Genomic DNA, 15816 nt, shown 5'->3' on the forward strand with positions numbered 1-15816 from the left:
CGCCCTAACTTAACGGCATTGCGTCCTGGCGCCCTGTTTCTTTGATGATCATGGGCACTGGGCAGGACGGACCGCAGGACCGGGGGCGTCCGGTCCAGCCGCGGGTTCGTAGGACGCGGGCGTGTTCGGCGGCGACGGTGCAGGGGTTGCCGAAGATGTCGGCGTGGCCGTAGCGGAGGGTGGCGTGGCCGTCGACGGTGGCCCGGTTGTCGCGGCGGCGGTCGCGGAACCGGCCCTCGCCGACGTGGCCGACCCGGCCGTCCAGCTCCACCCGCACTGCGAACTCCGGGTAGTCGACGTCGATCCAGATGACGCGGTGGCCGGCGACGCGTCGCTGACGGCAGCTGGTGGGCAGGCCGTGGGCGCGTTCCACCTGGCGCAGGTGACGCAGCTCGAGCGGCGACTGCGCCCCCTCTGCCACGTCGACCAGCATCGCCTCGGTCATCGGCCGCCAGCGGATCTTCTTCCGCCGCCCGAGCGCGTCGGCCAGTCGTTCCGGAGTGGTGAGGCGGCGCTGGCAGGCCGCCGTCACCCAGCCCTCGGCCTCACGCGGATGCGACGCGACGTCGACCAGGTCGAGCACCGTCTCCTCGAGCCGGGTCCGGGGCGGTGACGCGGCCGGGTGGCGGGTCAGCGGCAACCGGTGCGCGTAGTGAACCCGCACTCCGTCAATCTTGCCGCGCACGTGCCGCTCGGCAGGTGCCGTCACGTGGATCACCGGCCCGGCGTCGTCGCACAGCCCATCCAGAACTGCGGCGGTGCGGTGGCTGGCGACGGCGTCGTGCCCCACGCGCAGGATGGCCGCCCATACCCGCGCCTCGAACGTGAGCGGGCCGGTCGTCGTCGCGAACGTGTGGGCATGCACCCGCCGCCAGCGCCGGGACTCGACCAGCCACCTCAGCCTGGCCGCCGTCAACCCGGCGGCCAGCGCCTGAGCGCGGCTCACCATGCCGCGCTGAGCGGCGATCAGGTCATCGAGGTCCACACCAGGCAGCCTGCGCGACCCGGCGCCGTCCCACCACCCCCAGTTCGCAATCTGTGGACAACCATGATCATCAACCTTTTGAGTCGTCAGAGCACAATGCCGTTAAGTTAGGGCGGTTTTGCTGGCCCGGCGAACTTTGATCTTGTGGGTGGCGTGGCTGGGTGGGCGGGTCTGGTCTCGTCGTTTGGCTTTGAAGGTGTTCCGGGGTGGTTTCTTGACGCGCTGCGTGACGCGGGCTCGTCGTGGCGGGTTGAGGTCGCTGCTGATGGCGGCGATGGCCAGGACGCGCGTGTTCTGGTTGGGCTGCCCCGAGCTTTCCGGACCGCTTCGTTTGCGGTCTCTTATGCTGCGAGCTGGCCATTCAGGTGTTCGTTGCGGACTTCGTGCGGGGTCCGGTAGCCGAGCCCTGAATGGATTCGTCTGCGATTGTAGAAGAGTTCGATGTAGTTCGCAACATCCTCGCGGGCTTTCTTCCGTGTCGGGTACACGGTGCGGTAGACGCGCTCGACCTTCAACATGGAATTGAACGATTCGGCCAGAGCGTTGTCGTAGCAAATGCCGGTCCTGCCGAGCGAAGCGCGCATCCCGAGCTGCTTGATCTTCGCTGAGAAGTCAGTCGATGTGTACTGCGTCCCGCGATCTGAGTGAAGGATGCAGCGGTCGGCGAGATCGTGATTCCTGGCGGCCATGTCGAGCGCGTCGGTGACGAGTTCGGTGCGCATGTGGTCGGCGAGTGCGTACCCGATGACTTCTTTGTTGAAGCAGTCGATCACGGTCGCCAGGTACAGCCATCCCTCCCAGGTGTGGATGTAGGTGATGTCGCCGACCAGCTTCGTTCCCGGCGCGTCGGCGGTGAAGTCGCGGCGCACCAGGTCTGGGGTGGCCGGCCGGTCGTCGCCCTGGATAGTGGTGATCTTGTACGGGCGCGGCTGGCACGGCACCAGGCCCAGCTCACGCATCAGGTCACGGACCAGCTCGGGCCCGGTCTGCTCGCCGCCGCGGAGCAGCTCGGCGTGGATGCGCCGGTACCCGTAGGTGCGGTCGTTGTGGTCGAACAACGCCTCGATCTTGAGCTTCAACTCCTCACGCCGCCGCGTGGTCGCCGACGGTGGCCGGTCCCGCCAGTCGTAGTAGCCGGACCTGGACACACCCAGCCAGGTGAACATCTGCTTGAGAGACGGAGCGTCGTTGACATTGTCGGCGCTATTGTGCGCGTACTCGGCGGCGATGAACTCGTACTTCTCGCTCACCGCTGCTCCTTCGCGAAGTACGCGGCAGCTTTTTTCAGGAACGCGAGCTCCATCTCCTGGTCTCGCGTCCGCCGTCGCAGTTCGGCCAACTCCGCACGTTCGGACAACCCCAGCGGCGGCTCGTCGCCGACGTGGTCCTCTCGGTACTTCTTCACCCAATTGCCGAGAGTGGTCTCACCCACGCCGATCTCACGCGCCACATCGGCAATACGACGGTCATTCTCGACCACCAGTCGAGCAGCCTCTTCGCGGAACTCAGGCGTGAATGTTGCCTTCTTCCTCGCCACGAACACTTCTCCTTTCCGGATCGGACCTTATGAGGTCCGCAGTCCGGAAAGTGGGAGGCACGCCAGGTCGAGTCGGCCGGCGGTGATGGTGTCTCGGGTGACGCGGATGGTGATGGTGAAGGAGATCCGGCGCGGGTCCACGCCGACGGTGTCCGCGGCGTCGGTTCTCAGGGTGCAGAGGGCTTGGTAGGTGACGAGCAGGGCGTAGATCTCCTGATCGACGAGGTCGGGTGACTTCGAGCGCAGGATGAACCCGGCGCCACGCAGTCGGGTCTTGAGTTCCTGGTAGCTGTTCTCCGATTCCCACCGCTGGTGGTAGGCCTCGGCGACGGCTCGGGCGGGCGCCTCGGCCGGGTCGAGCAGGGTGGTGACGAGCCTGATATCGCTGATGGTGACGGTATCGCCGACGTGGGTGGTGACTCGGTAGTCGACGATACGCACCGGGTGCCCGGGCATCGGAGGCTCCGGCCAGCCCCGCCGGGCGGCGGTGCGCCAGCGCTTCTTGTAGCGTTGCGCGGTGATCACTGACAGGTAGGAGCCGTCGTCGAGGATCTTCATGGCGGGGAAGTCGGCGTTGCCCTTGATCCGCCAGATCAGGTCCGCGCCGGTGCTGGTGGCGATCTGGGCGAACAACCGGTGACCGAAGTTGCGGTCGGCGAGCACCAGCATCCCCGGACGCATCGCACCGATCAGCCGCTGGGTCAGTTCCTGCTCGCTGTGCCGGCACGCGTCGAACACCGCGTCGATGATCGCGTGGGTGGCGCATTCGATCAGCGCGACCAGCCGCACCTGTGCGAACCCCGAGGGCGTGCCGATGTGGCCGAACGCGGCCACGTTGGCCGCGGTGTCGGCCAGGTCCAGGGCGGTGCCGTCGAAGGCGACCAGCCGCCGCCCGAACAGCCACGCTCCCGCCGCGTCGGGCGCCGCGCGTGGGCCTCGGACCCGGTCGAACAGCAGCCGCAGCGGCGTGACGCCCAGGCGTTTGCGGGCCTGGCACAGCGCCGACGCGCTCGGCACGACCAGCCCCCGCAGGTACCCGAACGTGCTGGTCAGCCAGCACATCACCATGCGGTATCCCGGCGGGGAATGCGAGTCGGCGCCGCAGAACACGCATAACCCGAGCACGAAGACCATCACCGTCCGGGCCGGCAACAGCCGCCGCCGCTGCTCGCGCACACCGGCCTGCTCGATCACCTCGTCCAGCAGCTCCGGACAAAGATCACTTTCCAGTGCGCCCAGACTCACCTCGCCCGATCGCCACGTGGCAGACTCAGAACTCACAGGGCCCTCCGGCAGACGATGATCTTCGACAATCACCGTTCTAACGGAGGGCCCTGCCCACGAACCCCACCGACACGCCGCTGACCAGCACAAACCGCCCTAACTTAACGGCATTGCGTCAGAGCAGCTCAAAAGGTTGATGATCATGGGGCGAAGGCGGTGAGGAAGATGCGGACGGCTTCGGCGACGTGGCGGCGCAGGTCGTCGTCGGCGGGGACGGCCGAGTCGCCGAGCATCATGGCGCGGTTGAGCGGCGCCGCCATGACCAGCCAGTTGAACCACTCGGCCATCGCGGCGGGATCGCCGGCCAGCAGCTCCCGAGCGCGCAGCGGCTCGAACATCGCCGTCAGCTCGGCGATCGCCCGCTGCGGGCCGCGCTCGTAGAGCACCTTCGCCAGCTCCGGGAACCGGCCGACCTCGCCGATGACCAGCCGGCGCAGCTGCAGCAGCTCGGGCTCAGTGACGATGCGCAGCTGCCGCTCGGCGAACGCGCGCAGGTACGCCTCGAGGTCAGCGTCGTCGCCGAGCTCGGGGCGGTCGTGGTGGACGCGGTCGCCGGCGGTGCCGGTCATCGAGCCGACGATCTCGACGAACAGCGCTTCCTTGCTGCCGAAGTGCGTGTAGACCGTCTGCTTCGACACCCCGGAACGGGACGCGATGAGGTCCATGTTGGTCCCGAGGTACCCGTTGCTCAGGAACACCTCGCGGGCCGCGCGGACGATCGCCCGGTGCTTCTCGTCGGACCTCGCCCACGGTCGTGCGCCGGCCTCCGCCATCGGCTCTCCCTCCTCAGCAACCACCTGTTGACGGCATCATACTGGACAGTCTAGTCTGACCATACTGGACGGTCCAGTCTGGACGAAATAGGAGGTGAGAGCCGTGCCCCCTACCGCAACCGAGGCCGGCCCGATCGACGTCACGTTCACCGGCGCGCTCACCCAAGGCGGCGTCAACGCGCCCGGCAGCTGGACGGTCGTCGTGATGACCGACTCCGCGGAGGTGTTCGGCACCCGTCAGCCGGTGAAGGTCGCCGGGACGATGGACGGCCACCCGTTCGCGGCCACGCTGCTGCCGCTCGGCGACGGGACGCACATCCTGCCGGTCAAGGCGGCCGTCCGGAAGGCCATCGGCAAGGGCGCCGGCGACGACGTCGCCATCCACCTCCAGCACCGCCACTGACACACCAGAGGGAGACCAGCATGACCGAGTACGTCACCACCGCCCTGGGCGACCGGGTCGCCTTCGACCGCTACGGCGACGGCCCCGGGCTGATCTTCGTCGCCGGCGCCGGCCCGTTCCGCGCCATCGACCCCATCACCACCGAGACCGCCGAGCTGGCGGCGAAGCAGGGCCTCGCGACGATCGTCTACGACCGCATCGGCCGCGGCGACAGCGAGACCACGACCACCCCGATCGGCCTCGACCGCGAGCTCGCCGCCATTCGAGCGCTGATGGACGTGCTCGGCGGCGGCGCCGCGCTGTGCGGGCACTCCTCCGGCTGCTCGATCTCGCTGGCCGCCGCCGCGAACGGGCTGCCGGTGACGGCGCTGGCGCTGTGGGAGGCGCCGATCGCGCCGGTCGGCACCGTCGCGGAGTGGATCGGCGAGGTCGAGCGGCGCATGGACGCCGGCGACCTCGAGGGCGCACTGGCGCACTACATGAAGGACATGCCGCCGGTGTGGCTGGAGGAGTCGCGCAACGACCCGATGTACCCGGAGTACGTCGCCCAGGTGGTCAGCTACCGCGCCGACGGCGAGTCTCTGGTGTGGGCCGACTCCGGGCCGCAGGCCGAGCTGTTCGCCGGCGTCCGCGTCCCGGTGCAGTACATGTACGGCACCGAGACGTTCGACGAGATGCACGTTGCCGCCAAGGCCGTGCTGGCCGCGATCCCGGGCAGCGTCGAGAAGGAGCTGCCGGGCGCCTTCCACAGCTGGGAGCCGGCTCCCATGGCGGCCGAGCTGGCCCGCTTCACCCGCGGTGCAGGTTCCTGACCAGCCGGGCGAAGACGAGGTTGAGCAGGACGATCCCCAGCCACATGGCGAAGACGGCGTCGGCTTCGGCCCGGGCGATGGCGGTCAGCCAGATCGACCCGCCGACGCCGAAGATCAGCGAGAAGACCGGCACCGCGACGTAGGAGTTGTCGGCCTGCTGCGCCGGCCGCTGCTTGCGCGGCGCCGCCGCCGCACCCACCCCGTGCTGCGCCAGCCGGGCGTCGACCCGCTGGTCGATGGCCGCGGCGGCGCGGTCGACGAACGACTCCAGCACCGCGCGCTCGTACTCGGGCCCCAGCTCCTTACGGGTCTCGTACGCGGCGGAGACGTCATCGCGGAAGTCGGCAGTCACCATGGCTCGCACACCATCCTCGACCTGAGAGGGAGAACGCGGTGTACGGCGTACACCAGCAGCCACTACGCTAGGTGGACGGCGTACACCTGTCAAGGGAGGATGGGGCCATGACCACGCAGACCCGCACGCCCTTGAGCAAGGAGCGGATCCTCGGCACCGCCGTCGCCCTGGCCGACGAGGGCGGCGTCGACGCGGTCAGCATGCGCAAGATCGCCCACGCGCTCGGCGTCGTGCCCATGGCGTTGTACAAGCACGTCCAGAACAAGGACGAGTTGCTCGACGGCATGGTCGACGCGGTCGTCGGCGAGATCGATCCGCCGGTCGCCGGGGCCGACTGGAGGACGACGGTCCGCGAACGCGTGCTGGCGGCCCGCCGGATGCTGCTGCGCCACCCGTGGGCGTCGCGGGTCATCGAGGAGCGGACCAGGGCGCGCCCCGACCCGACGCCCGCGGTCATGGCGTACATGGACTCGATGATCGGGATCTTCCGCGCCGGGGGGCTCTCGATCGATCTGACGCACCACGCGATGCACGTCATGGGCAGCCGGCTGCTGGGCTTCTCGCAGGAGCTGTTCGAGGACGCCGCCGATCCCGACGCGCCCCCGGCCCCACCGCCGCCGCCGGAGCTGGCCGAGCGCTTCCCCCACATCGCCGAGCTGGTCATGGGCATCAGCCACGACCAGGGCAGCGTCGTCGGCCCGGGGTGCGACGACCAGTTCGAGTTCGAGTTCGCACTGGACCTCGTGCTGGACGGCCTCGAGCGGCGGCGCCGTCAGGACGGGCGGGTCGCCTCTTCGAGCAGCTCCAGCACGTGACGGTAGGGCTTGCCCGTCGCGCGGGTCATGCCCAGCTCACAGGTCCGGTTGCACGACGCGTACTGGTCGGCCTCCCCCAGCGCGGCGACGGTGGCCGCCTCGGCCTCCGTCGCTGCGCGGGTCAGCTCGGGGTGCAGCAGCCCGCGGTCGCCGGCGAAGCCGCAGCAGCCCCAGTCACTGGGCACGACCGCCTCGCGCGCGACGGCCGAGCCGAGCGCGGCCAGGTCCTCGACGTCGCCGAGGTGGACGCTGGCGCAGGTCGGGTGCAGAACGACGCGGTCCAGCAGCCGCGCGTCGGCGACCGGCGCGAGCCGCGGCAGCACCGACGACCGCACGAACGCGACCGCGTCGAGCACCGTCACCCGCGACCACCGCTCGGCGTCGGGCGCGGGCAGCTGCGCCGCCAGCTCGGCCAGCCCGTGCGAACAGGACGACGCGTCGGCGACGACCGGCAGCCGCCCGTCGTCGGTGAGCGGCCAGAGCGCGTCGAACACCTGCTGCGCCATGACCGCCGCGCCGGCCTTCAGCCCCTTCGACACCCACGGCGTGCCGCAGCACAGCGACGGTGTCCGCTCGGCGATCGCCACCCGGACGCCGGCCCGCGCGGCCAGCGCGAGGAACGCCGCCGTGACACCGTCGCCGTCGCCCTCGGGTGCGAACAGCGCACCGATGCAGGCCGGGAAGAACACCGCCTCGGCCGCGCCCGGAACGGGCCACGAGGACGACGGCCGCGGCCGGCCGGGCCCGGGCAGCGAGCCGTCCGCCGCCGGGATCCACTCGGTGCCGAACACGGCCCTGGCCAGCGACGACGCGCCTGACACGACCGGTCCGGGCAGCGCCGACGCGACCCGCAGGCCGGCCCGGGCCGCACCAACGCCTGCGCCCCAGTGCCGGGCGGCGGCCGTCCCGGCCCGCTGCGCCACGCGGCCCAGCGAGTCGGCCCGGCGGGCCTTCATCGCCCGCCCGGTGTCGATCTTGACGGGACAGGCGGTGACGCACAGCGAGTCGGCGGCGCACGTCTGCACGGCGTCGTAGCGGTAGGCCTGCTCCAGTTCGGCCCGCACCTCGGGCGTCGCGACGGCGATCTCGCGCAGCAGCGCGATCCGCTGCCGTGGCGTCGTCGTGACCCCGCGCGACGGGCAGACCGGCTCGCAGTAGCCGCAGTCGACGCAGGTGTCGAGGGCGGGGTCGACCGGCGGCACGGTCTTGAGGTGGCGCAGGTGCGCCCGCGGATCCTCGTCCAGGACAATGCCGGGCGCGAGCACACCGCGGGGGTCGCACAGCGCCTTCACCTCGCGCATGACGGCGTACAGCTCGTCGCCGTACTGGCGGCGCACGTAGGGCGCCATGATGCGGCCGGTGCCGTGCTCGGCCTTGAGCGAGCCGTCGGCGCCGAGCACGAGGTCGACGAGGTCCTCGGTGAACGCGGCGTACGTCTCCAGCTCGCGCGGGTCGTCCAGCCGCGGCGTGATCATGAAGTGCAGGTTCGCGTCGCGCGCGTGCCCGAAGATGACGGCGTCGCCGTACGCGTACCGGTCGAACAGCCGCTGCAGGTCGCGCACCGCACCGCCCAGGGCGCCGGCCGGCACGACGACGTCCTCCAGCAGCGCGGTCGTCCCCTGCGGCCGGGCGCCGGCGACCGTCGCGTACAAACCCTTGCGGACGTGCCACGCGGCGGCCCGCTGCCCCGGGTCGGTGGACAGCCCGCCGGGCAGGCTCAGCGGCAGCCGGGCGATGACGGCGCCGACGTCACCGCCCACCGCGACCAGCTCGGGCGCCGACGCCGCCGCGACCTCGACCAGCAGCGCCGTGTGCTGCTCGACCCGCAGCGACCGGAGCACCTCCGGCGCGCCCGGGTCGGCCTGAGCCACCCGCAGCGACGTCGCGTCCATCAACTCGACGGCGCCCGCACCGGCGCCGACCAGCGCGGGCAGCGCCTCGACGGCGGCGTCGAGCGTGGCGAACACCAGCAGCGTGGTGGCGACGTACGGCAGCACCGACAGCGTGTCGAACGTCGCCGCCGCCACGAACGCCAGCGTCCCCTCCGACCCGACCACCAGGCGGGCCAGGATGTCGGCCGGCGCCTCGTGGTCGAGGAACGCGTTGAGCCCGTAGCCCATGGTGTTCTTCATCGAGAACTGGTGCTCGATGCGCCCGCGCAGCACGGCGTCGGCGCGCAGCCGGTCGCGGATGCGGGCCAGCCCGGCGTGCAGGGCCGGCTCGAGCGCCGCCAGCCGCGCGTCGGCGCCGGGCGCGGCGGTGTCGAGGTAGCTGCCGCTGGGCAGCACCAGCTCCAGCCCGGCCAGCGTGCGGTACGCCGTCGCCGTCGTCGAGCTGGTCATGCCGGACGAGTTGTTGGCGACCACACCGCCGACGGTGCAGGCGGCCTCGCTGGCCGGGTCGGGCCCGAGCCGCCGGTGGTACGGCGCCAGCGCGGCGTTCACCCGGCGCACGACGGCGCCCGGCTCGGCCCGCACCCGCGCGCCGTCGTCGAGCACCGTCACGCCGCCGAAGTGCCGGCGGGTGTCGACCAGGACCGCGTCGGTGCCGGCCTGCCCGGACAGGCTGGTGCCGCCGGACCGGAACGTCAGCGGCACGCCGTCGCGGTGTGCGGTCGCGAGCAGCGCGGCCACCTCGGGGACGGACGACGGCGTCACCACCGCGGCCGGCGTGAGCAGGTAGTGCGAGGCGTCGTGTGCCATCCGCGCGCGATCCGCGATGCGGTCGCTGACCCGCCCGGATCCGACGGCCGCCCGCAACGCGTCGAGGTCGATGACGGGGGTCACGAGGCGAACCTATCGGTACGGTCAGACCACACGTTCGCCCGGCGTCACCGCAGGCTCGGCCCGGCCGCCGTTCCGGCCGGTGTGCGCGGTCTCGTCGTCCCTGGTCCGCCCGTGGTCAGCCGCGGACGAGGTCGCGGCCGCGCGCCACGGCGTCGGCCCGGTCGTCGCGATCGTGGATGACGTGCCGCACGCCGCGCAGCCGGGCCAGCTCGCGGCCCATGCGCGCCGCCGTCTCCTTCGTGCCCGCGCTGACGATCAGCCGGTCACCGTCCTCGAAGACGTTGGCCCAGCGGTCGCCCCGTGGCACCGTGTGGATGTCCCCTGCAGCCATGCCGACCCCCTGCTTTTGCGCGCTCGGAACCATCCTCGTCCCGCCGCGGGGCCGCGCGCTGGCCTTTCGTCGACCTTTGCCGATCCGTTCGGCAAACATGGTGTCACCAGCGGCAGGTGTCGAAGGCGACCTTCGTGGGTATCGGGGTGAACGTCCAGGACATCCCCACAGTCTGGATTGGCCGATACCATGGCATCCCTGAGTTGGAGTCGACCGCCCAGTGCGGGCGGAGGGGAGCGCATGACCACGCCGGCGCGGCCGCAGCCGTCCGACCCCGAGTGGGACGGCGACGACCGCGACCTCGACGCCGTCGGCCTGGCGGCGCACTTCGCCGAGCACGCCCGCCGCACCGGCGGCACCGACGGCGACCAGCAGCAGGCCCTCGGCGCCTGGCTCGATGAGCTGATCGCCGAACTCGAGGCCGAGGCGGACGGCTCCCGCGGCTGATCACGCCGGCCCGGCCGCACGCGCCAGGCGGCCGGCCAGCTCGCGCACCCGCTCGATCAGCTCCGGCGGCTCGTGCACCTCGAACTCGATGCCCGCCAGTGCGACCCATACCGCGATCTCGTCCAGCGAGTTCGACCCCGCGACCAACGTGCAGCTGTCCCCGTCGATCGCCTCGAGCGAGCCGGTGGACGGCGCGAAGCGGTCGGCGGCGACGGCGAGCGGGGCGTGCAGCGTGATGCGGGCGGAGTACCGGTAGCCGCCGGCGGCGATGCCCTGGCCGGTGAGCTCCGGCGACGGCGGCTCGCGCGGCGTGAAGCGCGGTCCGGTCGGGATGCGCGGGCGCAGCCGGTCGACCCGGAACGTGCGCCAGTCGGCGCGGTCGAGGTCCCACGCGACGAGGTACCAGCGGCGCCCGGTGTGGACGAGCCGGTGCGGCTCGGTCCGCCGCACGCCCTCCGAGCCGTCGGCGGCCACGTAGTCGAAGCGCAGCTGCTCGTGCGCCCGGCAGGCCGCCGCCACCGCCGTCAGCACGTCGGCGTCCACCGGCGCGGACCCGGCCGGAATGGGGACCGTGACGGCGCGCAGCGTGCTCACCCGGTGCCGCAGCCGCGACGGCAGCATCCGCTCCAGCTTGGTCAGCGCCGCCAACGAGCTCTCCTCGATGCCGGCGACGGTGCCGCCGGCGGCCGTCCGCAACCCGACCGCGACGGCGACCGCCTCGTCGTCGTCGAGCAGCAGCGGCGGCAGCCGGGCGCCGGAGCCGAGCCGGTAGCCGGCCAGGCCCGCCGTCGCCTCGACCGGGTAGCCCAGCGACCGGAGCTTCTCGACGTCGCGGCGGACGGTGCGCGCGTCGACGCCGAGCCGCTCGGCCAGCTCGGCGCCGCTGCGGTCGGGTGCGGACTGCAGCAGCGACAGCAGCCTGAGCAGCCGCGCGGACGTCTCTCTCATGCCCGGAATCCTGTCACGAAGCTAGGACCGAAGCTGTCCTAACCGGCCTCTAACGTGGAGTTATGACGAACACCACGGAGATCCGCCCGTTCCGCCTCGACGTCAGCGACGCCGACCTCGCCGACCTGCACGCGCGCCTCGACGCCACTCGCTGGCCCACCCCGCTGCCCGGCGACGGCTGGGACACGGGGGTACCGACCGGCTGGCTGCGCGACCTGGCGCACTACTGGCGGCATGCGTACGACTGGCGCGCCGCGGAGCGCGAGCTGAACTCGCACCCGCAGTTCACGACCGAGATCGACGGTCAGAACATCCACTTCCTGCACGTCCGCGCGGGCGACGCGTACTCGGACGCGCTGCCGCTGCTGCTGACGCACGGCTGGCCGGGCTCGATCGTCGAGTTCCTCGACCTCATCGGCCCGCTGACCGACCCCGTCGCTCATGGCGGCGACGCGGCCGACGCCTTCCACGTCGTCATCCCGTCACTGCCCGGATACGGGCTGTCCGGCCCGCTGAACGAGCCCGGCTGGACGATGGAGCGGATCGGCGCCGCGTGGGCCGAGCTGATGCACCGGCTCGGCTACGAGCGCTACGGCACGCAGGGCGGCGACATGGGCGGCACGGTCTCGCCCGCCGTCGCCCGGGTGGCGCCTGACCGCGTCGTCGGCGTGCACACCAACGGCGGACCCGGCCCGATCGCGCCGTATCCGATGCCCGACGACGAGCGCGCCTCGCTGACCGACCTCGAGCGCGACCGCGTCGCCCGCATCGAGGCGTTCATGCAGGAGGAGTTCGGCTACATCGCCATCCAGTCGACCCGGCCGCAGACCCTCGCCTACGGCCTCACCGACTCGCCCGTCGGGCAGCTCGCCTGGATCATGGACAAGTTCCGCGAGTGGACCCACCCCCGCGAGGCCGACCCGGACACCGTCGTCGATCGTGACCGGCTGCTCACCAACGTCATGCTCTACTGGCTGACCGGCACCGCGGGTTCGTCCGCCTACGCCGGGTACGCGCAGGCGCCGGCCTGGGGCGCGGTCAAGGAGATCTCCGGGGTGCCGACGGCGGCGCTGGTCTTCGCGCACGACGTCGCCATCCGCCGGTACGCCGAGACGGAGAATCGCATCACCCGCTGGACCGACGTCGACCGCGGCGGCCACTTCGCGGCGCTCGAGGAGCCCGAACTGCTGCTCGCCGACGTCCGCGAGTTCTTCCGCGACCTGCGCTGAGAGGGTTTGCGGGGCGGCGGCCGGAAATTCGGTTGGCCGCGTCGGGCGGGTTCTCTACGGTGGTCGGCGATGACGCCTCCGCAGCCGCCCGAGATCAACGCCGCGCTCGTCGCCGGGCTGGTCGCCGACCAGTTCCCGCGGTGGGCGCGGCTGCCGGTGCGGCCGGTCGAGCTGCAGGGCGTCGACAACCGCACGTTCCGCCTGGGCGACGAGCTGTCCGTCCGGCTGCCCAGCGCCGAGCACTACCGCGAGCAGGTCGCCAAGGAGCAGCACTGGCTGCCGCTGCTGGCGCCGCTGCTGCCGGTCCCGATCCCGGCGCCGGTCGCCGTCGGTCAGCCGGGGCGCGGGTACCCGTGGACGTGGTCGGTGAACCGCTGGCTGCCGGGTTCGACGGCGCTGGCCGCCGGGGCCGGGCTCGGCGGGGAGGTCGCGTTCGCGCGCCACGCCGCGGGGTTCCTGACTGCGCTGTGGACGGCCGACGTCGCCGGCGGGCCGCCGCCGGGCACGCACAACTTCCGGCGCGGCGCGCCCGTCGCGGTGTACGGCGACGAGACGCTGGCGGCGCTGGCCGAGCTGGCCGGCCGCATCGACGTCGCCGCCGCCCGGAAGGTGTGGGACGCGGCGCTGGCGGCGACCTGGACCGGCGACCCCGCCTGGTTCCACGGCGACTTCGCGTCCGGCAACCTGCTGGTGCGCGACGGCCGGCTGAGCGCCGTCATCGACTTCGGCACCTGCGGGGTCGGCGACCCCGCCTGCGACCTCGTCCTGACCTGGACGTTCCTTTCCGGTGCGGGGCGGGAGGCGTTCCGCGCCGCGATGAGTTCTGTGGCTGATGACCCAATGTGGGCGCGGGCCCGCGGCTGGGGGCTGTGGAAGGCGCTGATCACGTACGACAGCGAAGTGCCGAGGGTCCGGGCCGAGTCCCGCCGCGTCGTCGACGGCGTGCTGGCCGAGGCCTGAGGTCCTGTCGTCGGCCGCTTTGCAATGAGCACCTATACGCACCGGTGCGTATAGGTGCTCATTGCAAAAGGACCGGGAAGCCGCTCAGTCCGGCGGCGACACCAGCAGCGACCGCACCGACGCCGCCACGATGTCCGGCACGGCGGCCGCGTCGAGCCGGCCGGCCCGCTCCTCCTCCGCGGCGCCCTTGAGCAAGTAGTGGACGGCGCCGACCAGCCAGCCGATGGGCAGGTCGGTGCGGAACACCCCGTCGCGCTGGCCGCGCCGGACCAGCTCTTCCAGCCGGGCCGCCGGCGCGCCGTGCAGTTGCCGCACCCGGCCGGGCGGCAGCACCTCCTGCGCGGCCGCGAGCAGTGACGACGACTCAGCGACCAGCGACCAGCTGGACGCCAGCAGCCGGTCCAGCGCCTCGCGCGGATCGCCGGTGAGGTCGACGGCCGACAGCGTCCGCTCGCCGTCGGCCAGCGCGTCGACCAGCGCCGCCTCGACCAGCTCGGCGCGGTTCGGGAAGTGGCCGTAGAGCGTCATGCGGCCGACGCCGGCGGCCGCGGCGATCTCGTCGATCGTCGCCGCCGGATCGCGCCCGAGCAGCTCGCGAGCAGCGGCGACGATGCGGGCGATGCTGCGCTCGGCGTCGGCGCGTCGGCGCGTGCGGGTCGTCATGCGAAGAAGTTTAGCTCGTACGGGAATATACGAGTTAACCGCCTCCGTTCCCTAGTTCGTACTTCCACATACGAGTTACGGCAGGAGGCCGGATCATGACGTACGACGACACGACCGCGGCGGTCACGCCGCACCCCTGGCGCTGGCGGATCCTGGGGTTCCTCGGGATCGCCCAGCTGATGCTGATCCTGGACGTCACCGTGGTGGCGATCGCGCTGCCACAGATCGAGATCGACCTCGGCGCCAGCCGCGAGACGCTGACCTGGACCGTCAGCGCGTACGCGCTCGCGTTCGGCGGCCTGATGCTGCTGGGCGGGCGGCTGGCCGACCTCGTCGGGGCCAAGCGGGTCGTGCTCGCCGGCCTGCTGGTGTTCACGGCCGCGTCGCTGCTCACCGGGCTGGCCGAGTCGTCCGAGCTGCTCCTCGCCGGGCGCGTCGCCCAGGGCGTCGGCGCCGCACTGCTGTCGCCGTCGGCCCTGTCGCTGGTCGTCACCATGTTCGACGGGAACGAGCGCAACCGCGCGCTCGGCGTGTGGTCGGCCCTCGGCGGTGGCGGCGCGGCGCTCGGCGTGCTGCTCGGCGGGCTCTTGACGGCCGGCCCCGGCTGGCCCTGGGTGTTTTTCGTGAACGTGCCGATCGGCCTGGTCATCGCGGTCGCGCTCGCCCGTCTGCTCCCCCGTCAGACCGGTCCGGCCGGGCCGCGTGCGCGGCTGGACGTGCTCGGCGCGCTGCTCGTGACGGCGTCGTCCGGCACGCTGATCTACGCGCTCATCCAGGCCGGCGAGGGCGGCTGGCTCACGGCGACGACCGGGCTGCTGGTGCTGGTGGCCGCCGTCGGGTACGTGCTGTTCGTGACGTGGCAGCGGCGGGCCGGCGCCCCGCTGATGGACGTGCGGCTGCTGGCCCGGCGGCCGGTGGCGACTGGGACGTTCCTGATCCTGCTGGCGACGGCGCTGATGATCGCGGTGTTCTTCCTCGGGACGTTCTACTTCCAGCACGCGCACTCGTACGGCCCGCTGCGGACCGGGCTGCTGTTCCTGCCGGTCGCGGTGGCCACGATGGTCGGCGCCAACCTCACCGGCCGGTCCATCGCCCGCCTCGGCGCCCGGCGGCTCGCGGTGCTCGGCCTGCTGGTGGCGGCGGCCGGCATGGCGGTGCCCGCGATCTGGCTCACCCCCGCCGCCGTCGTCGCCGGGGTGTCCGTCGGCGCGGCCGGCACCGGCGCCATCTTCGTCGTCGCCTCCGCGACGGCGCTCGGCCAGGTCGCATGGCACGAGGCCGGCATCGCGTCGGGCATCGTCAGCACCTTCCACGAGTTCGGCGCCGCCAGCGGTGCGGCCGTCGTCTCCAGCGTCGCCGCCGCCAGCATCGTCGGCACCACCCTCGACGGCTTCACCAACGCCTTCGTCGTGGCCGCCGTCGCGGCAGCGGTCTCCGCCGTGGTCGCGGCCGTCATCACCCCGCGGCCACAGAGCTGAGGGCCAAGGG

Annotated in this window: 16 protein-coding genes; 7 read left to right on the plus strand and 9 right to left on the minus strand. The window is 72.2% G+C overall.

Going from position 1 to position 15816, the window contains the following annotated elements:
• Nucleotides 1–4 precede the first annotated feature (4 nt).
• From BLV05_RS27670 to BLV05_RS27685, 4 genes are all read right to left on the minus strand, one after another.
• Nucleotides 5–985, minus strand: a complete 981-nt coding sequence (locus tag BLV05_RS27670) for a type IV toxin-antitoxin system AbiEi family antitoxin domain-containing protein (protein WP_157524330.1) — start codon at nucleotides 983–985, stop codon at nucleotides 5–7.
• A gap of 341 nt (nucleotides 986–1326) precedes the next feature.
• A protein-coding gene (locus BLV05_RS27675) for an IS3 family transposase (protein WP_407717070.1) occupies nucleotides 1327–2522 on the minus strand; the annotation gives its coding sequence in 2 pieces (ribosomal slippage) (nucleotides 1327–2261 and nucleotides 2261–2522; 1197 coding nt in all).
• 27 nt (nucleotides 2523–2549) lie between these two features.
• On the minus strand, nucleotides 2550–3767 hold the full coding sequence (locus tag BLV05_RS27680) for an IS4 family transposase (RefSeq protein WP_172860707.1): 1218 nt from the start codon (nucleotides 3765–3767) through the stop codon (nucleotides 2550–2552).
• Between the two features lie 179 nt (nucleotides 3768–3946).
• Nucleotides 3947–4579: a TetR/AcrR family transcriptional regulator gene (locus BLV05_RS27685; RefSeq protein WP_046771579.1), complete on the minus strand. Its 633-nt coding sequence runs from the start codon at nucleotides 4577–4579 to the stop codon at nucleotides 3947–3949.
• A gap of 103 nt (nucleotides 4580–4682) precedes the next feature.
• On the opposite strand from BLV05_RS27685, the gene BLV05_RS27690 reads away from it, so the two are divergent.
• Nucleotides 4683–4982: a DUF1905 domain-containing protein gene (locus BLV05_RS27690; protein ID WP_172860709.1), complete on the plus strand. Its 300-nt coding sequence runs from the start codon at nucleotides 4683–4685 to the stop codon at nucleotides 4980–4982.
• Between the two features lie 20 nt (nucleotides 4983–5002).
• Nucleotides 5003–5794, plus strand: a complete 792-nt coding sequence (locus BLV05_RS27695) for an alpha/beta fold hydrolase (protein WP_046771578.1) — start codon at nucleotides 5003–5005, stop codon at nucleotides 5792–5794.
• Here BLV05_RS27695 and BLV05_RS27700 read toward each other — a convergent pair.
• Complete coding sequence (locus BLV05_RS27700) at nucleotides 5772–6149, minus strand: hypothetical protein (protein ID WP_046771577.1); 378 nt, start codon at nucleotides 6147–6149, stop codon at nucleotides 5772–5774. The two genes, BLV05_RS27695 and BLV05_RS27700, sit on opposite strands and share 23 nt — an antisense overlap.
• 107 nt (nucleotides 6150–6256) lie before the next feature.
• Between BLV05_RS27700 and BLV05_RS27705 the strand changes: the two genes are divergently transcribed.
• Entirely contained in the window at nucleotides 6257–6964 is a 708-nt protein-coding gene (locus BLV05_RS27705) for a TetR/AcrR family transcriptional regulator (protein ID WP_046771576.1), read from the plus strand.
• Here the strand turns inward: BLV05_RS27705 and BLV05_RS27710 are convergent.
• Both BLV05_RS27710 and BLV05_RS27715 read right to left on the minus strand, forming a co-directional pair.
• Nucleotides 6922–9750, minus strand: a complete 2829-nt coding sequence (locus BLV05_RS27710; RefSeq protein WP_046771575.1) for an FAD-binding and (Fe-S)-binding domain-containing protein — start codon at nucleotides 9748–9750, stop codon at nucleotides 6922–6924. The two genes, BLV05_RS27705 and BLV05_RS27710, sit on opposite strands and share 43 nt — an antisense overlap.
• Before the next feature lie 115 nt (nucleotides 9751–9865).
• Nucleotides 9866–10081, minus strand: a complete 216-nt coding sequence (locus BLV05_RS27715) for a DUF2188 domain-containing protein (RefSeq protein ID WP_046771574.1) — start codon at nucleotides 10079–10081, stop codon at nucleotides 9866–9868.
• Nucleotides 10082–10321: 240 nt separating this feature from the next.
• Here BLV05_RS27715 and BLV05_RS27720 point away from each other — a divergent pair, with 240 nt between their 5' ends.
• Entirely contained in the window at nucleotides 10322–10528 is a 207-nt protein-coding gene (locus tag BLV05_RS27720) for a hypothetical protein (RefSeq protein ID WP_046771573.1), read from the plus strand.
• Here BLV05_RS27720 and BLV05_RS27725 read toward each other — a convergent pair whose 3' ends face one another.
• Nucleotides 10529–11476, minus strand: a complete 948-nt coding sequence (locus tag BLV05_RS27725; protein WP_046771572.1) for a helix-turn-helix transcriptional regulator — start codon at nucleotides 11474–11476, stop codon at nucleotides 10529–10531.
• Nucleotides 11477–11538: 62 nt separating this feature from the next.
• Here BLV05_RS27725 and BLV05_RS27730 point away from each other — a divergent pair, with 62 nt between their 5' ends.
• Both BLV05_RS27730 and BLV05_RS27735 read left to right on the plus strand, forming a co-directional pair.
• Nucleotides 11539–12705, plus strand: a complete 1167-nt coding sequence (locus tag BLV05_RS27730) for an epoxide hydrolase family protein (protein WP_046771571.1) — start codon at nucleotides 11539–11541, stop codon at nucleotides 12703–12705.
• A gap of 69 nt (nucleotides 12706–12774) precedes the next feature.
• Nucleotides 12775–13665, plus strand: coding sequence for an aminoglycoside phosphotransferase family protein (locus tag BLV05_RS27735; protein ID WP_046771570.1), 891 nt, complete (start codon nucleotides 12775–12777; stop codon nucleotides 13663–13665).
• Nucleotides 13666–13749: 84 nt separating this feature from the next.
• Here BLV05_RS27735 and BLV05_RS27740 read toward each other — a convergent pair whose 3' ends face one another.
• Nucleotides 13750–14328, minus strand: a complete 579-nt coding sequence (locus BLV05_RS27740; protein WP_046771569.1) for a TetR/AcrR family transcriptional regulator — start codon at nucleotides 14326–14328, stop codon at nucleotides 13750–13752.
• A 95-nt stretch (nucleotides 14329–14423) separates the two neighbouring features.
• Between BLV05_RS27740 and BLV05_RS27745 the strand changes: the two genes are divergently transcribed.
• Nucleotides 14424–15806 carry an MFS transporter gene (locus BLV05_RS27745; protein WP_046771568.1) on the plus strand — a complete coding sequence of 461 codons (1383 nt, stop codon included), beginning with the start codon at nucleotides 14424–14426 and terminating at the stop codon, nucleotides 15804–15806.
• Nucleotides 15807–15816 lie beyond the last annotated feature (10 nt).

The sequence above is a fragment of the Jiangella alkaliphila genome, assembly GCF_900105925.1.
Classification (GTDB): domain Bacteria; phylum Actinomycetota; class Actinomycetes; order Jiangellales; family Jiangellaceae; genus Jiangella; species Jiangella alkaliphila.